Annotated in this window: 18 protein-coding genes; 10 read left to right on the top strand and 8 right to left on the bottom strand. The window is 44.6% G+C overall.

The features are described from left to right. Positions 1 to 162: 162 nt before the first annotated feature. Complete coding sequence (locus IDJ77_RS15665) at positions 163 to 561, top strand: hypothetical protein (protein ID WP_191189907.1); 399 nt, start codon at positions 163 to 165, stop codon at positions 559 to 561. A 60-nt stretch (positions 562 to 621) separates the two neighbouring features. Continuing rightward, on the top strand, positions 622 to 1,905 hold the full coding sequence (locus IDJ77_RS15660; RefSeq protein ID WP_317174347.1) for an anthranilate synthase component I family protein: 1,284 nt from the start codon (positions 622 to 624) through the stop codon (positions 1,903 to 1,905). On the opposite strand, the gene IDJ77_RS15655 is transcribed toward IDJ77_RS15660, so the two are convergent. The 5 genes from IDJ77_RS15655 to IDJ77_RS15635 form a co-directional block, all read right to left on the bottom strand. After that, positions 1,859 to 2,608 (bottom strand): YqjF family protein, encoded by a 750-nt coding sequence (locus IDJ77_RS15655; protein ID WP_191189906.1) that lies wholly within the window; start codon positions 2,606 to 2,608, stop codon positions 1,859 to 1,861. The genes IDJ77_RS15660 and IDJ77_RS15655 overlap by 47 nt on opposite strands. Before the next feature lie 117 nt (positions 2,609 to 2,725). After that, on the bottom strand, positions 2,726 to 3,532 hold the full coding sequence (locus IDJ77_RS15650; RefSeq protein WP_191189905.1) for a M48 family metallopeptidase: 807 nt from the start codon (positions 3,530 to 3,532) through the stop codon (positions 2,726 to 2,728). Positions 3,533 to 3,538: 6 nt separating this feature from the next. Continuing rightward, positions 3,539 to 4,189 carry a glycerol-3-phosphate 1-O-acyltransferase PlsY gene (plsY, locus tag IDJ77_RS15645; protein ID WP_191189904.1) on the bottom strand — a complete coding sequence of 217 codons (651 nt, stop codon included), beginning with the start codon at positions 4,187 to 4,189 and terminating at the stop codon, positions 3,539 to 3,541. A gap of 48 nt (positions 4,190 to 4,237) precedes the next feature. Further along, positions 4,238 to 5,086, bottom strand: a complete 849-nt coding sequence (nadC, locus tag IDJ77_RS15640; protein WP_191189903.1) for a carboxylating nicotinate-nucleotide diphosphorylase — start codon at positions 5,084 to 5,086, stop codon at positions 4,238 to 4,240. Positions 5,087 to 5,131: 45 nt separating this feature from the next. After that, positions 5,132 to 5,527 (bottom strand): DUF4783 domain-containing protein, encoded by a 396-nt coding sequence (locus tag IDJ77_RS15635; protein WP_191189902.1) that lies wholly within the window; start codon positions 5,525 to 5,527, stop codon positions 5,132 to 5,134. A gap of 62 nt (positions 5,528 to 5,589) precedes the next feature. Here IDJ77_RS15635 and gpmI point away from each other — a divergent pair, with 62 nt between their 5' ends. Continuing rightward, positions 5,590 to 7,143 carry a 2,3-bisphosphoglycerate-independent phosphoglycerate mutase gene (gene gpmI / locus IDJ77_RS15630; RefSeq protein WP_191189901.1) on the top strand — a complete coding sequence of 518 codons (1,554 nt, stop codon included), beginning with the start codon at positions 5,590 to 5,592 and terminating at the stop codon, positions 7,141 to 7,143. 4 nt (positions 7,144 to 7,147) lie between these two features. Beyond that, positions 7,148 to 7,681, top strand: a complete 534-nt coding sequence (locus tag IDJ77_RS15625; RefSeq protein ID WP_191189900.1) for a hypothetical protein — start codon at positions 7,148 to 7,150, stop codon at positions 7,679 to 7,681. On the opposite strand, the gene IDJ77_RS15620 is transcribed toward IDJ77_RS15625, so the two are convergent. Both IDJ77_RS15620 and IDJ77_RS15615 read right to left on the bottom strand, forming a co-directional pair. Continuing rightward, positions 7,682 to 8,305 carry a tetratricopeptide repeat protein gene (locus tag IDJ77_RS15620; RefSeq protein WP_191189899.1) on the bottom strand — a complete coding sequence of 208 codons (624 nt, stop codon included), beginning with the start codon at positions 8,303 to 8,305 and terminating at the stop codon, positions 7,682 to 7,684. It lies immediately after the preceding gene. Between the two features lie 234 nt (positions 8,306 to 8,539). Further along, the gene (locus IDJ77_RS15615) at positions 8,540 to 9,082 is read right to left on the bottom strand and encodes an ORF6N domain-containing protein (RefSeq protein WP_191189898.1); all 543 of its coding nucleotides are present in this window, start codon (positions 9,080 to 9,082) and stop codon (positions 8,540 to 8,542) included. A gap of 347 nt (positions 9,083 to 9,429) precedes the next feature. Here IDJ77_RS15615 and lon point away from each other — a divergent pair, with 347 nt between their 5' ends. The 6 genes from lon to IDJ77_RS15585 all read left to right on the top strand — a co-directional run bounded on the left by lon (position 9,430) and on the right by IDJ77_RS15585 (position 17,010). Next, positions 9,430 to 11,907 carry an endopeptidase La gene (gene lon / locus IDJ77_RS15610; protein ID WP_191189897.1) on the top strand — a complete coding sequence of 826 codons (2,478 nt, stop codon included), beginning with the start codon at positions 9,430 to 9,432 and terminating at the stop codon, positions 11,905 to 11,907. Between the two features lie 87 nt (positions 11,908 to 11,994). Then, positions 11,995 to 13,116, top strand: a complete 1,122-nt coding sequence (locus tag IDJ77_RS15605; RefSeq protein WP_191189896.1) for a carboxypeptidase-like regulatory domain-containing protein — start codon at positions 11,995 to 11,997, stop codon at positions 13,114 to 13,116. A gap of 75 nt (positions 13,117 to 13,191) precedes the next feature. Beyond that, positions 13,192 to 13,938: an ankyrin repeat domain-containing protein gene (locus IDJ77_RS15600; protein ID WP_191189895.1), complete on the top strand. Its 747-nt coding sequence runs from the start codon at positions 13,192 to 13,194 to the stop codon at positions 13,936 to 13,938. An 875-nt stretch (positions 13,939 to 14,813) separates the two neighbouring features. Beyond that, positions 14,814 to 15,398 carry a hypothetical protein gene (locus tag IDJ77_RS15595; RefSeq protein ID WP_191189894.1) on the top strand — a complete coding sequence of 195 codons (585 nt, stop codon included), beginning with the start codon at positions 14,814 to 14,816 and terminating at the stop codon, positions 15,396 to 15,398. Position 15,399: 1 nt separating this feature from the next. Then, positions 15,400 to 16,020 carry a hypothetical protein gene (locus IDJ77_RS15590; protein ID WP_191189893.1) on the top strand — a complete coding sequence of 207 codons (621 nt, stop codon included), beginning with the start codon at positions 15,400 to 15,402 and terminating at the stop codon, positions 16,018 to 16,020. Between the two features lie 36 nt (positions 16,021 to 16,056). Continuing rightward, positions 16,057 to 17,010, top strand: coding sequence for a lipid A deacylase LpxR family protein (locus IDJ77_RS15585; RefSeq protein WP_191189892.1), 954 nt, complete (start codon positions 16,057 to 16,059; stop codon positions 17,008 to 17,010). Here IDJ77_RS15585 and arfB read toward each other — a convergent pair. Next, positions 17,003 to 17,416: an alternative ribosome rescue aminoacyl-tRNA hydrolase ArfB gene (gene arfB / locus IDJ77_RS15580; RefSeq protein WP_191189891.1), complete on the bottom strand. Its 414-nt coding sequence runs from the start codon at positions 17,414 to 17,416 to the stop codon at positions 17,003 to 17,005. The two genes, IDJ77_RS15585 and arfB, sit on opposite strands and share 8 nt — an antisense overlap. Positions 17,417 to 17,586 lie beyond the last annotated feature (170 nt).

Here is a 17,586-nt window from a genome sequence, read left to right as displayed (position 1 = left end):
GGCCTTAAATTATCAAACACCACAAACAGTTCATCAACAAAAAATGCTTGCCAGTTTTACCTGACAAGCATTATATTTAGTTCATTAAAATCTGTCAACCTATTTCAGGACGACTCACTTAAATGTTGCTATATTTATAATTCAAACCCTAAACTTATACTGATGTTTAAACCATCCACCCTCAAAACCGTTTCCTACATCGCTTTAGTATGCTGTTCGCTTGGTGTGCTATTCGCTATTTTAATTGCTGTTATAGAACCGGCCTTTCGCTCTTACATAAGTATTCTTTCCTGGTCATTGTTGGTATATTCCAGTTGGTTAGCCACAAAACTTTCCGGTTACGAATTATACGAAGAAGATCTAAAAAGCCTCGGCTACTACGTTTACGGTATACTTATTTTATTTGTGCTATATCTTGTTGTTAACTTATCACTGGGTATTTTACCCGCTATTTTCCTGGCTGTGAAACTACATAACCAAAAAACAGGATTTGACAGTTGGATGAAAGAAAAAGAAGAGGTTCCGTCCCCGATTTCCAGTGAAGACACCGGAAATATTTAATAAATTTTAAAGGCTCCTATAAACGGGCCTTTTTCTTTTTCCGTTATTTATCTTTGTGCTGTGATATTTGAGCTAACCGATGTACAGCTATTCAAACAAAAAGCACTCGCATGGGCTGCTACATTTGATACGGTGTGCTACCTCGACAGCAACAACTACACCGACCCTTACGGTAAATTTGATACGCTGATCTCGGTTGGAACGAAGGAGGAAATTAACCCAAAAAGTGGTACTAATTTCGAAAAACTCGCAAATTTTCGCAGGCAAAATCCGGGTTTTATCGCCGGTTTCCTGGGATACGATCTAAAGAACGAGGTGGAAAATTTATCGTCGGATAATGCGGACGGGCTCCATTTTCCCGACCTCTATTTCTTCGCTCCACAAATTGTTATCACCATCAATAAGAACACGGTGGAGATAATTGCTGAAGACGAAACCGGAATTTTTAAACAGCTGGAGAGTTTCGAACCCTCGCTGCAAGATAACATCCCATCAATAAATATTCAATCCCGTTTCAGCAAAGCAGAATACATAGCGGTCGTTGAGAAGATCAAAGCGCACATCGTTCGCGGTGATATTTATGTAACCAATTTTTGCCAGGAGTTTTACGCGGAGAATGCAGATATCGAACCACTTTACATCTTCAATAAACTAAACAACCTATCGCCTACGCCCTTCTCCAGCTTTTTTAAATGGAAAGGAAATTACATCATCTGTGCCTCACCCGAAAGGTTCTTGGCCAAGCGTGGCAGCAAACTCATCTCTCAACCCATAAAAGGTACCGCAAGGCGGGATGAGGACGTGGCTATAGATCAAAACATTAAGCAGGAGCTTCGCAGCACCCCAAAAGAGCTGCAGGAAAATGTAATGATAGTAGACCTGGTGCGCAACGATCTTACCCATTCTGCCAAACCCGGTACGGTAAAAACGGAGGAGCTGTTTGGCATACAAAGCTTTACGCAGGTACATCAAATGGTATCGACAGTAGTGTGTGAGCTGCGCGACGATGTAAGCGCTGTAGAGGCCGTTAAAAACACCTTCCCCATGGGCAGCATGACAGGTGCCCCAAAAATAAGCGCCATGCAGTTGATGGAGCAGTACGAACGCAGTAAACGCGGCGTATATTCGGGCGCCATCGGTTATTTCAGTCCCGATGATGATTTTGATTTTAACGTGGTGATCCGCACGCTGCTATACAATTCCGAAGAAAAATACTTATCCTTCCACGCAGGCGGCGCCATCACCTATCACGCCGACCCGGAACGGGAATACGAAGAATGCCTGCTGAAAGCAAAAGCTATTTTGGAAGTACTGGATCAACCACCAGCTTATCCCCCATCCTAACCGCTATATCCGAACCATTTGCCCAAAAGGCCGAAAATGGTTTTACCGAAAGATAGGGCACAAAAGCCTCGCCATACAAAGCGGCTATATCGGCATCAAACACAGAGTCTTTCACTTCGGCAATTTGCCAGGAGATGTGCTCTACCTGGTACTGCATGGTTTTGGTATCTGTTAGGCGGTTATAGCCCCAGTAATGCTCAAAAATAAACTCTTCGGCGCTGCCGGGCTCTATTTTAACAAGGGCGTTGCGAACTGTCGCGCCAAGCTTGTTCCAACGGCCTTTTACTTTCCATTCGTACAGAAATTGGGTATGGCTGGCCCCCTCCTTAGTAATGGAATGCCGCATGGGGAAACAGCTGTAATGCTCTTTGTAAAGCGTATTGGCAATTACTGTAATTAGCAGTTTCGGCACTATTTCGCTCACAAACACGGCTCCCCGTTTCCATTCCTTACCATCATAATGCCGCACGTAAAAACGCAGGTTCACTTCCTCAAAATTCACATGAAAGGGCCATTTAACGCCCAGCACACTTGTTTCTTTAAACAAAAAGCCAACCATGCTTACCAATGCTTTACCTTCCCAAAGGTCAATTTCGGTAGCGGCCGGCAGGTATGGTTTTAAGATCTCCGGGTCTACCTCGTAGTTCAGCATTACCAGGTTTTTCCATTGAGCGGTAAGAAAGCGGGATTTTGATGTAGCCATTAAAGCAGCAAATAAAGGATTTCAACGATGAATTAAACAGGTACCGGTTAAAAGCACAAAGGTCACAAAGAAGTTGTGCTCCTTTATGACCTTTACGTAATTTTTTAATGAAAAGGATTATTTCCCTTTGTAATATTTCAATGCCTCAGGTACTAAACTCTGCAGGTTGGCAATACGGGTAGCATCCGAAGGGTGAGTACTTAAAAACTCGGGCGGGCTGCCGCCTTTGTTTTGTGCCGCCATGCGCTGCCAAAAAGCAACTGCCTGGCGTGGATCGTAACCAGCCATAGCCATAAAGGTTAAACCTAAACGGTCTGCTTCAGTTTCCTGTGCACGGGAATATTTTAATAGTGCCAATTGCCCGCCTACACCGTAAAGCTGGCCTACAATTGCCTGGGTAGCGGCAGATTTACTGCCTGTTGCGGCACCAACGGCTGTACCACCAGCTTGCAATGCCAGTTGCTGAGACATCCGCTCTGCAGAGTGGCGCGCAATGGCGTGGCCAATTTCGTGGCCCATAACAACGGCTAAACCCGCATCTGATTGTGCTACCGGTAATAAGCCGCTATAAACAGCAACTTTACCGCCAGGCATACACCACGCATTAATTTCGGGGCTTTGTATCAGGTTAAACTCCCACGCAAAGCTGTACTGGTTGGCATAGCCATTGGCATTTAAATATTTCTCAATAGCGACAGCTAACTGGCCGCCAATGCGTTTAACACGCTGGGCATCGGTGCCGCTGGTAACAACTTTTGTAGATGGGCTTGATAATAATTCTTTGTAGCTGGCTGCTGCCGCAGGGTTTATCTGGTCATCGCTAACCAATGATAATTGAGAGCGGCCGGTAAGCGGCACTGTGGAACATGCATACAAAGTAACTGCAGCAATAGCGGCAAATAGTAAAGGTCTTAGTGTCTTCATGGTAACTTAGGCGGTTGATTTTTTCTTGAATAAATTAACTTTCGACTCTTTACCTCTTAGTAAGCGTTCGATATTTTTTTGATGGGTTACCAAAATCAGCAAAAATATACACATCCCATAAATAACGACCGATTTAATAGTCACCGGGAATATGAATGTTACACCGATGGGATATATAAAACCTGCCGAAATTGATGCTAATGATACATATTGCGTTAGCAGCAACACAACTAAAAATACCAGCACGCAAAGTAAAGATGCCTGTAGGTTAATAGCCAATATCATTCCAAAAAGTGTGGCAACACCTTTACCACCCCTAAAGCCCGCAAAAATGGGGAACAGGTGGCCCATAACGGCGGCTATACCCAATGCAAGCGAATAGTTGGTAAAAGCTACAGAATGATAAGCGCCTGTGGTAGATACGCCTATGATATAGGCAAGGTTGGTAGCCGTCCATCCCTTAAGGATATCCAGCAACATCACCGGGATGCCCGCTTTTTTGCCTAAAACCCTGAACGTGTTGGTTGCGCCTGCGTTTCCGCTGCCATATTCCCTAACATCAATGTTGTAAAAGGCCTGCCCTATCCACACGGCTGTAGGGATAGATCCGAAACAATAAGCAAGAATAAGCGCTAAAATGGAGTAGATTGATAGCATCTGCCTGCAATAATATTAAATTGATGTTATATACCGCAATATATTCATTTATAATTTAACAGCTTTTAAACTCAGGTCTAAACTTTTCACCGAGTGTGTAAGGGCCCCAACAGATACGTAATCTACGCCGCAATCGGCATAATCGCGTATGTTATCGATAGTTATCCCGCCCGAAGCTTCGGTAATATACCTGCCCTCTATCATGCTAACAGCCTGTCGCAAACTGTCAAAATCAAAATTATCCAGCAAAATACGATTTACCTTGCCCGTTTGCAATACCTGCTCCAATTCATCCAGGTTTCGCACCTCAATTTCTATAGCCAGTTTTTTGCCGGTTTGCTCTAAATAATGGTTAGCATTCTCTATCGCCTGCCTTATACCGCCCGAATAGTCTACATGGTTATCCTTGATCAGGATCATATCATACAACCCTATGCGGTGGTTTACGCCGCCGCCAATGCGCACGGCCCATTTCTCCAGGTAGCGCAGCCCTGGGGTGGTTTTGCGGGTATCTAATACTTTGGTATTGGTGCCTTGCAGCAAATCTACAATTTCGTTGGTTTTGGTGGCTATGCCGCTCATGCGCTGCATGCAGTTAAGCACCAGGCGTTCGGCTTTCAGGATATTTTGGGCATCGCCGGATACGATGAAGGCGATATCTTTGGGTTTTACCTCGGCACCATCGTTTAAAAATACTTCCAGCTGCAGGTTTGGGTCAACCACTTCAAATATCTCTTTGGCAAGTTCTACGCCCGCCAGTATCCCGGTATCTTTTACTAAAAGTTTTGCTTTTCCCTGTGTGCCGGCTTCAATAGTAGCTAAGGATGTATGGTCTCCATCGCCAACATCCTCACTTAAAGCATTTACTATAAATTGGTGTATAAGTTGTTTGTCCAAACCTTTAAATTTTGAGTTTCAAAAGTAAGAACAATTGATGAGTAATTAGGTTTTTTCAGTTTCGATGCGAAGTTCTATCACCACCATTTCCTTTTCAACCTCTTTCATGGTATAGCTAACGCGATACTTCCCTTTATCGGTAGCAAGCAAAAGCACACTGTAATTATAAGTGGCGCTGGAGTTTACGCGGTGCAGTACCGTAATGGTTTGGGGTTTGTTTTCTTTAAAGAATTTTTCGAGGATCAGCTCCGCCTGCGTTTTGGAGTAAACGTTGGTGTTATCTAAAACGGTGATATCAATACTGGCTGCAAAATATTTGGCTAATTCGTGCGCGTTCCCCTGCTTTATCAGCTCGGCTATTTTTTCGATGGGGCCGGCTAAACAAACAGTGGGTACCAGGTAAAGGAGTACCAAAATGGGCAAATATTTTAGTTTCATCATAATATATGACCAATAAACTAAAAAAAGGTTGCACAAAAAAATAAACCAGTTTTTAAATTATAATGTTTAAACGTTGCTTTTATATTTGCATTGTGGAAAACAGAAAAAAAGTTGCATTAATAATACTCGACGGCTGGGGTTACGGCCGTCAGGACGAATCGAACGCTATACTGGCCGCCAACACGCCATTTTTCGATTCGATGATAGCCAGTTATCCAAATTCCAAACTGGAAGCCTCCGGGCTTGCGGTGGGCCTTCCCGAAGGACAAATGGGCAACTCGGAAGTGGGGCACATGAACCTGGGCGCCGGCCGGGTGGTTTACCAGGAACTGGGCCGCATTAACAAAGCCGTTATTGATAACGAATTTGTACAGAATGAAACTATGCTGGAGGCGTTTAACTACGCCCGCGACAACGATAAAGACCTGCACCTGATTGGTCTGGTGAGCGATGGCGGCGTACATGCCCACATTAACCACCTTAAGGGCCTTTGCGATGCTACCAAAGCAGTTGGGCTGGAGAAAGTATTTATACATGCCTTTTTAGACGGCCGCGATACCGACCCAAATTCGGGGTTAAAATTTATAACCGACCTGGAGCACCATATTGCCGATAGCCCTGTTAGGCTGGCATCTGCCATTGGCCGCTATTACGCCATGGACCGCGATAATCGCTGGGAACGCGTAAAACTGGCTTACGATGTGATGGTGAAAGGTGAAGGCGAAAAGACCGACGATATTTTGGCCTGCATTAAGCAATCGTACGAGCAGGGCGTTACCGACGAATTTATTAAGCCGATAGTAAAAACAGATGAAGACGGGCAACCTGTTGCCGTTATTAAAGACGGCGATGTGGTGATCTGCTTTAATTTTCGTACAGACAGGGGCCGCGAAATTTCGCAGGCACTTACTCAGCGCGAATTCCCGGAGTATGACATGAAACCGCTGGATATCCAGTACGTCACCATGACCTCTTACGATGAGACCTTTAAAAACGTAAAAGTTGTTTTTCGCAAGGATGACCTCAGCAAAACGCTTGGCGAGGTTTTAGAAAGCGCTAACAAAAACCAGATCCGTATTGCAGAGACGGAGAAATACCCGCACGTAACCTTCTTTTTCTCGGGCGGCCGCGAAAAAGAATTCATCAATGAGAAACGCCTTTTAGTGCCATCGCCAAAGGTTGCCACGTACGATCTTCAGCCTGAAATGAGTGCCGAAGGTATCCGCGATGCCATCATTCCCGAGCTGATAGCCGAATGGCCCGATTTTGTTTGCCTTAACTTTGCCAATACCGATATGGTGGGCCATACCGGCGTTTTTAGCGCGGTGGTTAAAGCTGCCGAAACGGCCGATGCCTGTACCAAAGCTGTGGTAGAAACCGGCTTAGCACACGGCTACTCGTTCATCATCATTGCCGACCATGGCAACGCCGATTACATGATCAACGACGATGGTTCGCCAAATACTGCGCACACTACCAATCTGGTGCCTTGTATCGTTATCGACAGCGATGTAAAAGCCGTGAAAGATGGCAAGCTGGGCGATATTGCGCCAACCATTTTAAGCATGATAGGCGTGCCCATCCCCGCAGAAATGACCGGTAATGTATTGGTATAAACCATTGCAAAGATATATCCTTTTTACATGCGGCCTGCTGCTTTTAGGCAGCGGGTACGCCTGTAAACCGGAAATAAAGGAAACCGGTGCCACGCTGAAATACTTCGACCTGAAGGAGTTTTTTAAAACAGATTCTGCACGGCTGGTTAAACTAAACCCTTTCGTCAAAAAAACCGTTACCCACAACGGCCAAAGCGAAACCAAAACGCTTAAGACATTGAATTGGGGACAGGAGTTTGGCTTGTTCACCTCATCAGATATCAACAAACCCGCCTGGAAGGATAGTTACGCCGTACAGGAGAATGCCGACAGCTTGTTGTATAAAGCCAAATTCCCCGAGTTGAAAACCCGCGAAATTATTATCCATAAAAGCAACGGCAAGGTTACATCGGTATATATCCTCAACAACGTACACAACCTGCTTTATAACAGCACCGAAAAGCTTTTTTACCAGCCCGGCAAATATTATTTAATAGAGAAGAACCAGAAGGTGAAAGTGATGGGCGGCAATAATTACCTGGTGAAAGGTGAATTTTAATTAGTGCTTGCCCGTAGCGCTAGCCAGCTTTTCTTTAGACACATCCAGCAGCGTAGAAATATCAGAGCGGCCCGGGTTTTCAGCCAGTACCTTTTCCAGATCGGCAACCGAGGCGCGTAAGGAATTGATGCCGCGCACCTTATCGTAATTTTTCTGGTTGGCCTGAAGCTTAAACATCCCGTATTCGCGGTAAGCTATGCCACGGGTTTGGTAACTCTTGGTTTGCTCAGACGGATCAATGGCGATGGCCTTGGTGAGATCGAAAATAGCGCCCAGCAGATATTTCTCCCGTTCGTCGGGCGAGAGGAATGTATCCTTACCCAAATAGCCTTTGGCACGCGCACGGTAATAATAAGCCGTTGCATCCACCGGGTTTATAAAAATTGCTTTAGTATATGCTACGATAGATTTGCGGTAGTTTGTGCTGTGATAGTAGGAATAGCCCAGCATCCAATAGGCATTGGCGTTGGTAGAATCTATCATGCAGGCTTTCTCTAACTGGGCAACAGCGGTTTTAAAGTTGCCATCCATAAAGGCTTGCTGGCCCAATTTTACATAGGCATTTTGTGCCGACGATTCCAGCGAAGTGAGAACCAGTAAAGAAATTATTGCTGAGAGCCTCATTAAATCCTAAACGTGTGTAACAAATTTGTAGTATAGTAACTTGCAATAGTATAAAATATTATACTAAACGCATATTTTTTGTTGGAAATAATGGGGAGTGAAGTTCGTATCCTCCAATTCTAATTTAGCGGAAGGACTTCGCTATTTAATTGAGTTAACGTAGAATATTGCGATTTATTATATTAAATAAAAAATATTTTTACGCAATCAAAAATACAACAAACGCGCCTTTGGCTAAATATCATCTGATTTATAACCTATGCGTTTCCGAATTTTAGGTTCCTCTTTTTTCTGAACCAATTCATCCAGGTATTGAAAAACGATTTCCATATTCTTGTCGTGATTATCTAACTTGGTTTTTATCTTTTCTATTTCGAGGCGCAAATCTGTATTGTCGATAAACATCTGGCGTAGTTTAGTAAATATCCGGATGATTTGAATATTCACGCTTATTGCACGGCGACTATTTAAAACACTCGACAGCATAGCCACACCCTGTTCAGTAAAAGCCATAGGAAGGTATTTAGAATGTTCCCCTCGCTTTAAGGTGCCAATTTGGCTCCTTAAAGAACCGTATTCGATATCTGTCAACTCAAACATAAAGTCTTCAGGAAATCGCTCTATATTTCTTCTTACCTGTCTTTTAAGTTGTTTAGTTTCCACCTCGTAAAGTTCAGCTAAGTCCGTATCAAGCATGATTTTGTGCCCGCGCAAATAGTAAATTTGATTTAGTATTATTTCATCAGGGATAGTGTACTGATGTATTTCGTTAGCCATTGATTTATTCTTTTTTAAGGGTCGCAAATTGCGATCTAAAGTTGTTAAGTATTTCGTTAACCTGCAAAGGCGCTTAAATTTAATCTACATCCCCAAGCATGACTTTTTTTCCACTATTCTCATCCCACCACAAATCCCATCTGAAACATTTTACCCGCCGCAACGTCTAATAAATCAAACACTTAACCGCATTGCCAAAATACCTGCCCAAATAAACTTATATTGGCATAGCGCTTGAAACAGTATATTTGTATATATTAAATTGATAGCTTACCCCTATTTAATGCCCTGGCCTACGCTTGTGGCTGACAATTTGGCGTTGCGTTATCATTAAACTAAGGTGATTAATGACTTTCGATCCGTTTGATTTTAAAAATACCGCCGCTATAAACGAAGATTCCGAATTTTTTCCGCTGATGTCGTCAGAGGATGAGGAGGAGATGAATAACGAGCAGGTTCCCGATATTTTACCCATACTTCCGTTGCGCAATACCGTGCTTTTCCCCGGCGTGGTGATCCCCATTACCGTGGGCCGCGATAAATCTATCAAGCTGATCCGCGATGCCAACAAAGGCAAACGCCTTATCGGCGTGGTTGCCCAGCAGGATGTAAGTATAGAGGATCCAAACTTTAGTCAGTTAAACCGCGTGGGTACTATTGCCCTCATCATAAAAATGCTGCAAATGCCCGATGGTAACACCACCGTGATACTGCAGGGGAAAAAGCGTTTTAATTTAAAGGACGAGGTACAAAGCGAACCGTACATCAAAGCTACCATTGAGCCTTTTAAAGAGATAAAACCCAAAGAAGATAAAGAGTTTAAAGCCATGGTATCGTCTGTGAAGGACATGGCCATGAATATCATCCAGCTTTCGCCAAACATCCCGAGCGAGGCCGGCATTGCTATCCGCAATATCGAGAGCACCAACTTCCTTATCAATTTCATATCATCCAATATGAATGCCGATATGGCGGCCAAGCAAAGCCTGCTGGAAACCGCCAGCCTGCGCGATAGGGTGAACATGGTGCTGGAACACCTAACCCTGGACTTGCAGATGCTGGAGCTGAAGAACCAGATCCAAACCAAAGTACGGGTTGACCTGGACAAGCAACAGCGCGACTATTTCCTGAACCAGCAGCTAAAAACCATCCAGGAAGAACTGGGCGGCACCTCGCCCGACCTGGAGATTGAGAACCTGCGCCAGCGTGCTTTAAAGAAAAAATGGAGCAAGGAAGTGAAGACCCAATTCGCTAAAGAACTGGAAAAACTTACCCGCACCAACCCTGCCGCGGCAGATTATTCAGTGCAGATAAACTACCTGGAACTGCTGCTCGATCTGCCATGGAACGAATTTACTAAAGACAATTTCGACCTTAAACGCGCTCAAAAGGTACTGGATAAGGACCACTTTGGCCTGGATAAGGTAAAACAACGCATCATTGAATACCTTGCCGTGCTCAAGTTAAAGCACGACATGAAGGCGCCTATCCTTTGTTTGGTGGGCCCTCCGGGTGTTGGTAAAACATCGCTGGGTAAATCAATAGCCAAGGCCTTGGGGCGCAAATATGTGCGTATGGCTCTTGGCGGCGTACGTGATGAAGCGGAGATCCGGGGTCACCGCAAAACCTATATCGGTGCAATGCCGGGCAGGATCATCCAGTCGGTAAAAAAGGCCGGCGCGGCCAACCCGGTGTTTATTTTGGATGAGATAGATAAGGTGAGCAACGATTTCCGTGGCGACCCGTCTTCTGCCCTGCTGGAGGTTTTAGACCCGGAGCAGAACAGCACCTTTTACGATAACTACGTGGAGATGGATTTCGACTTGTCGAACATCATGTTCATTGCTACCGCCAACTCTTTAAGTTCTATCCAACCGGCCTTGCTGGATCGTATGGAGATCATCGAGGTGAACGGTTACACTATCGAAGAAAAGATAGAGATAGCCAAACGCCACCTGGTTCCTAAGCAGCGCGAAGCGCATGGCTTAAACGTAAAGCAGGTGGTAATAAAAAACGAGATAGTTGAAAGGCTGATAGAAGACTACACCCGCGAATCTGGCGTGCGTGCGCTGGAAAAACGCATTGGCTCGGTAGTACGCGGCGTGGCCAAAAACATCGCCATGGAAGAGGAGTACAACCCGGCGGTGACCAAAAAGGACGTGGTGAAAATATTAGGCGCCCCTTTTTACGATAAAGACCTTTACGAAAATAACGATATAGCTGGTGTTGTAACGGGCTTGGCCTGGACATCCGTTGGCGGCGATATCCTGTTCATCGAATCGAGCCTGAGCCCGGGCAACGGCAAGCTTACCTTAACCGGCAGCCTCGGCGATGTAATGAAGGAATCGGTAACCATAGCACTTGCTTATTTAAGGGCACACGCGGGTGCTTTCGATATCAACCCAAAACTGTTTGAACAATGGGACGTGCATGTACACGTACCGGCCGGCGCTACCCCTAAGGATGGCCCATCGGCAGGTGTTACCATGCTTACTGCTTTGGTTTCGGCATTTACCCAACGTAGACTAAAACCACATTTAGCCATGACGGGGGAGATCACCCTGCGTGGGCGTGTATTGCCTGTTGGTGGTATTAAGGAGAAGATTCTGGCTGCAAAACGCGCCAATATCAAGGAGATCATCCTTTGCAAATCTAACCAGAAGGATATCCTCGAAATTAAGGAAGATTACATCAAGGACCTGAAATTCCACTATGTAACCGATATGAAGGAGGTAGTTGAGCTGGCTTTACTAAATGAAAAAGTAAGCAACGCGCTCGATCTGACAGTGAAGGAAAAAGACCCTACTAAGCCGGTGTTGAACTAATCTCCCGGAAAATAAATTGAAAGCAGCGCATTTGTGCTGCTTTTTTTATGGCTGATAATTTATTTGCAATGCTTAAATTGCCGCTACATGCATATCCTATCTGCAAAACACCTTCCAATACTGCTTTCGGTTATTTTTATTTGCCTGGTTTTTACTGTCCGGGGGCAAAATAGCATTAGCGGCACCGTAAGAGATGATAAAGGCGAAACTCTGCCGGGTGTAACGGTTTTCTTATCGGGCACAAAAGCCATTACCGCGGCCGATAATAACGGGAAATTCAGCTTAAAAAATGTTGCTCCGGGATCTTATACGCTTACGGCAAGGTTCGTGGGCTTCCAAACCTTTACTTTGGCAATTACTATTGCAAAGGATGTAACGGTTAATATAAAGCTGCAGCCCTCCGTTAGCTCACTGTCTGAGGTGAAGATCACCGCTTATTCCGAAGAGTATTATCAAAAATTCAGGCAATATTTTTTGGGCACTACACTCAATGCCGAAAAATGCACCATCCTGAATAAGGAAGCCCTTCATTTTCATTTTGACAAAGCAAGCAATACGCTCACCGTTACTGCCGACGATTTTTTAGAAATAGAGAATAAAGCACTCGGTTACAAAATAAAATACCTGCTGCAATCCTTCCGGCTTAACGAAGAGGAGAAACTACTGGCCTACCAGGGGCAGTCGGTATTTGAGGACCTGAAGGCCGAAACACCAAAAGAAGCAAAAACCTGGAAGCAAAACCGCGAAATTGCCTACCAGGGTTCGATCTATCATTTCCTCAGATCGGTTTACAAGGGCACGCTGCAAAAGGATGGCTACGCAGTTTACACTATCCTAAACAAAACAGTCCCGGGCAGTACAGACGATGGCGCACAAATGCGACCCGACCGAAAGCCGCTTAAAGCCGATTCGTTAATGAAAGTGATAGACGCCGACGTTAAATATTTTAACCATAAGCAAAGCTTATTTGTAGTATACACTATATACGAGCCTGAAGCATACTCCAATACCGGCGGCGGGTATGATGTAAAAATGACCACCAAATGGAACACCTTCCCAAAGGGGCAATATTCTGTGCTGAGCTTTTTAGTACCCGAAATAGTGGTGGATAAGCACGGCTATTACAGCCCGCCCGGCTCCCTGGCGGTAGAAGGCCGCATGGCCTGGGAACAAATTGCCGACCTTAATCCGATGGAATACGGAAATTAAAGTAACGCCTATTTTTTTTCATAAGCCCCTAACTATCAAGTAGAAATATCAAACCTATATTTCTACTTTTGTTTTATGCCAGGTTTTGATCAGATCATTTACGCCATTGAGGTACATTCTATTGAAGGGATAGCGGCTTATTTTGCGCAGGGCGGCAGCCCGAATGAAATACACAACGGCGTGCCGCTTTTTACCAGCATGGTGGAAATGTATTCGCGCGGCGAAAAGTTTAAGCACTGCATCAAGGCTTTTATAAATGCCGGGCTGGTATTTGAGGACAAGCCCCTGCTTGCCGTTTTAGCGCACGATGCCGAAACGCTCGAACTCGAATTAAAACATCAGCCCGATATCGCATTCAAAACTTATTCGCTTTTTAACAACACCTACACGCCGCTCACCGGCGGTACCCTAATGCATTTTTGTGCCGAATACAACAGCCTGCCTTGCGCGGAAGTACTTTTAAAATATGGGGCGGATGTAAATGCCAAAGCGGCCCTTGATGAGCATGGTTTTGGCGGGCATACCCCTATTTTTCATACGGTAAACCAAAACGGAAATTCTTCAAAAGAAATGCTTCAGTTTTTGCTTCAAAATAAAGCTGATACACTTGTTGCGGTTAAAGGATTGATATGGGGCAAAGGCTACGAATGGGAAACCTTTATACCGGCGGTAAACCCTATCAGCTACGCCATGATGGGTTCGCTCCCGCAAATGCACCGTAGGGAGAAAACCGTGGCAGAAACAGTTTCCTTACTAATAAAGCACGCATTTGGTATTGATTATAAGCCTAACAACGTGCCGAATGCCTACTTGCAACACTAAAGCAGAAGCTACCGCCACTTGTCTTCTTACATACTAACATGGCGGTTTTCAATAGCCTGTATTGTCTCCACAGATGTTCGGAAGATTCGGAAAAGCGGGGGAATGAGCGATTCCCCTCTTGAGAGTAATAGCCCATCATTAGACAGCTTACACCAAACGTTCCGATGGAACGTAAAAAACGACTATTAAATTTTTCTACCAAACAACCGTTCCTAAGGAACGGGATTTTTTCTCATTCCATAGGGATGTTTGGTTGGTAGAAAAAGCATCCAATATGCAACGTTCCATCGGAACATCTGGTGAAATTTGCAGCCCATCACTAGGCATATCCATAAAACGTTCCTACGGAACGTAAAAATTGTCGCCTTTTTTCTACCCATAAGACGTTCCTCTGGAACGATTTTGCTTTTCTTCATCCCTTCGGGATGTTTTATGGGTAGAAAATGCCGAAAAGACCTTTTACGTTCCAGCGGAACGTCTTATGAATTACCCGTCTGTCAAGTTATAGGCAGTTACCCTCAAGAGGGGAACAAATTGATTCTTCCGAACACCGATGGTGGTGGTCTCAGGCCCTTCAATAAATTAAAATATTCGTTGCATTTTAATCTACCCATAAGACGTTCCTCTGGAACGATTTTGCTTTTCTTCATCCCTTCGGGATGTTTTATGGGTAGAAAATGCCGAAAAGGCCTTTTACGTTCCAGCGGAACGTCTTATGAATTACCCGTCTGTCAAGTTATAGGCAGTTATCCTCAAGAGGGGAACAAATTGATTCTTCCGAACACCGATGGTGGTGGTCTCAGGCCCTTCAATAAATTAAAATATTCGTCGCATTTTAAATTTATCCCTTATCTTCATGGCAGCTTAAACCATATATGATAAAATTTCTACGCCCGGCGGTTATCGCCTTAATTACCATCGCTTCCCTGTCTGCCAATGCGCAAAAGCTTTCAAAAGCCGATTCGTTAAACAATGTTTACGCCAATAAAAAGGCTCAAAATGTATACTTCGAGGTGCTGGGTCCCGGCGCTGTATATTCATTTAATTACGATACCCGCTTTAAAAACCGGCAAGACGGTTTAGGCGGGCGTGCAGGTATCAGTTATTACGCCGAAAGCGGCGACCGCATCCTCACCATCCCTATAGTTTTTAATTACCTGCTTGGCAAAAACGGTAAATACTTTGAAGTAGGCGCGGGTGCCACATTTTACCATTACAATTCGGACAGCCATTCGGATTTTTTTGGCGACCGCTATTATGATTATACCGAATATCCAACGGATTATTATCCGCAAAGCCAGCGCCATACCGAAAATGGCGTGTATGGTTCGCTTAACTTTGGTTACCGTTACCAGCCGATCGATGGTGGTTTTACCTTTCGTGGTGGCTTCAGCCCCATATTTTCCTCGCACCAGCTTATTCCTTATTGGCCTTACCTAAGCTTTGGGTATTCGTTTTAACATGAAAAAGCTATTATTAGTAACGTCTTTATTAATAATTGGGGGCTGCTTTCAGGGTTTACACGCTCAGCAAGCAAGCCCGGTAAAAATAACTGCTCAGGACTCCCTTAAAAAAGATTCCCTAAACAAGCTGTTAAACCAACGTGCCAAAAGCATTTATTTTGAGGCATTCGGCCCCGGCTCTCTGTATTCGGTTAATTATGATACCCGGTTTAGAAAAAGCCGGAAAGGCATTGGCGCACGCATTGGCTTAACTTATGTGTTTATAGATAATGAAAAAGCACTGGCCGTGCCCCTTTTGCTTAACTCCCTCTTTGGCAAAAAGAGTAGCTTTTTTGAAGTCGGTGTCGGGGTAACCTTTTACTACGACTTTAAAACCGACTACACCCCATTCCTTAACGATCCATCACTCCCTGGTTCAACAAAGTTTAAGCAGTACGGGTCTGGCGTAATATGGTCAGTAACATATGGCTACCGCTACCAGCCCTTAAAAGGTGGCTTAAACTTTCGCGTAGGTAACAGCGTTATTGTAAAAAACGAGGGGCTCCCCTTTTGGCCGTACATAGGTGTTGGCTATACATTCAAAAATAAAGTAAAGCCTATTAAAGTTAAATCATCCTGATTTTCTATTTTAGCGAAGCTTTTTTATAAACCCTTGATGAAAATTAAACTTTTTGCTTTAGCCGCCTGCCTGTTTGCCGGCGTAAACACCTTTGCGCAAACCCGCGGGCACGAATTTGGCTTACAATCTGATAACGATTCTTTCCTGGCGCAGGGAAGCGACAGGTATTACACCAACGGCGTTTTCCTTTATTACCGCAAAGCGCTGGATGCCGGCAAAAACGAAAAATTGGCCAATAAGGTACTGGGCTTTGAATTGGGGCAAAAATTATATAACCCACAATCGGCAGCTATACCATCGGTAGACTATCTCGACAGGCCCTTCGCAGGCTATTTATACGCCGGTGCATCGTTAAACCTGCTTTATAAAAGCGAAAGTAACTTAAAGCTTACCGCCAGGGTTGGCGTGGTCGGCCCGGCTTCGGGCGGGCGGGGCGCACAGGAGTTTATTCATAAAACATTCGGTTTTTACCCGCCCGAGGGCTGGGAATACCAGATCAGGAACGACGTGGAGTTAAACCTCTCGGCAGAATATAACAAACTGCTTGCACGAGGTTCATGGATAGATGTATCTGCGGCTACCTACGCCAATTTGGGTACCGGCTTTGTTAGCGCAGGCGCTGGTCCGCTTATCCGCTTAGGCAATTTCAACCAGCTGTTTCAATCGTCGAGCACGCAAAGTACCGCCTCAAAAAGCAAAAACACATTACTGCACCAGCATGAGCTTTTCTTTTATTACAAACCACAGGCAAACCTTATCGGTTACGATGCCACTATACAAGGCAGCATGTTTAAAGATCACCCGGAGGCTGGCACTATGGAGGTTACCAAAGATATCCGCCATTTTGTTTTCAGTAACGAGGTAGGTGTAAACTACGTAAGCGGCAGGTTTGTATACGGCTTAGCTGCCATCTTCAACACTAAGGACGTTAAATACCAGGCAAAAGCGCATCAATGGGGTTCGGCAACGCTGTTGTATCGCTTTAATTAATATCGAAATTCTTTTTGCGGTTCTCCTTCTTATCGGATTGTGCTTTTTTGTTGCCGAGGCGGGCCAGTTTGGCTGCCTTACTCACCTTTAGTTTCTTGCGGATCTTTGGCTTAATAAGCGCGTTACCCAGCAAAACAATAAGGCGCTCCACCGCGATTTCTTTGTTGAGATACTGGCTGCGTTCTTCATCGCATATTACCTGTACGTAGCCGTCTTTATTAAAACGGCTCTGCAGCTTTTCGTTCAGCAATAGTTTTTCCTCATCGGTAAACAGTGCCGAATCGTTTATATTAAACAGCAGTTCTACCTTGCTGGATACCTTATTTACGTTTTGCCCGCCTTTACCCCCGCTGCGTGATGTTTTGTAACTGATCTCTTTCTGCAGGCTGGCCTTATCAAAATTCATGGCGCGAATTTAATAAATTAGTTGAATGCTGTCCCACGTAAGTATTTCACCTCCGTCGGCCCGATTTTTTAAATTTTGTTTAACCATCTGGCAGAAAATAAGTTAGGCGGATCACTTAACTAACAGGGATGTCCCAAAGTGTTTCACTGATTTTGCATAAAACACTGACA

The sequence above is a fragment of the Mucilaginibacter pankratovii genome (assembly GCF_014773265.1).
In the GTDB taxonomy this organism is placed as follows: domain Bacteria; phylum Bacteroidota; class Bacteroidia; order Sphingobacteriales; family Sphingobacteriaceae; genus Mucilaginibacter; species Mucilaginibacter pankratovii.
This window is presented reverse-complemented; position numbering and strand designations above follow the sequence as displayed.

What these genes read in the sequence shown, in the direction of transcription:
- IDJ77_RS15665 (WP_191189907.1), top strand. Translation starts at nt 163, where the DNA reads ATGTTTAAACCATCCACCCTCAAAACCGTTTCCTACATCGCTTTAGTA.
- IDJ77_RS15655 (WP_191189906.1), bottom strand. Translation starts at nt 2,608, where the DNA reads ATGGCTACATCAAAATCCCGCTTTCTTACCGCTCAATGGAAAAACCTG.
- IDJ77_RS15650 (WP_191189905.1), bottom strand. Translation starts at nt 3,532, where the DNA reads ATGAAGACACTAAGACCTTTACTATTTGCCGCTATTGCTGCAGTTACT.
- plsY (WP_191189904.1), bottom strand. Translation starts at nt 4,189, where the DNA reads ATGCTATCAATCTACTCCATTTTAGCGCTTATTCTTGCTTATTGTTTC.
- IDJ77_RS15635 (WP_191189902.1), bottom strand. Translation starts at nt 5,527, where the DNA reads ATGATGAAACTAAAATATTTGCCCATTTTGGTACTCCTTTACCTGGTA.
- gpmI (WP_191189901.1), top strand. Translation starts at nt 5,590, where the DNA reads ATGTTTAAACGTTGCTTTTATATTTGCATTGTGGAAAACAGAAAAAAA.
- IDJ77_RS15620 (WP_191189899.1), bottom strand. Translation starts at nt 8,305, where the DNA reads ATGAGGCTCTCAGCAATAATTTCTTTACTGGTTCTCACTTCGCTGGAA.
- IDJ77_RS15615 (WP_191189898.1), bottom strand. Translation starts at nt 9,082, where the DNA reads ATGGCTAACGAAATACATCAGTACACTATCCCTGATGAAATAATACTA.
- lon (WP_191189897.1), top strand. Translation starts at nt 9,430, where the DNA reads ATGACTTTCGATCCGTTTGATTTTAAAAATACCGCCGCTATAAACGAA.
- IDJ77_RS15605 (WP_191189896.1), top strand. Translation starts at nt 11,995, where the DNA reads ATGCATATCCTATCTGCAAAACACCTTCCAATACTGCTTTCGGTTATT.
- IDJ77_RS15600 (WP_191189895.1), top strand. Translation starts at nt 13,192, where the DNA reads ATGCCAGGTTTTGATCAGATCATTTACGCCATTGAGGTACATTCTATT.
- IDJ77_RS15595 (WP_191189894.1), top strand. Translation starts at nt 14,814, where the DNA reads ATGATAAAATTTCTACGCCCGGCGGTTATCGCCTTAATTACCATCGCT.
- IDJ77_RS15590 (WP_191189893.1), top strand. Translation starts at nt 15,400, where the DNA reads ATGAAAAAGCTATTATTAGTAACGTCTTTATTAATAATTGGGGGCTGC.
- IDJ77_RS15585 (WP_191189892.1), top strand. Translation starts at nt 16,057, where the DNA reads ATGAAAATTAAACTTTTTGCTTTAGCCGCCTGCCTGTTTGCCGGCGTA.
- arfB (WP_191189891.1), bottom strand. Translation starts at nt 17,416, where the DNA reads ATGAATTTTGATAAGGCCAGCCTGCAGAAAGAGATCAGTTACAAAACA.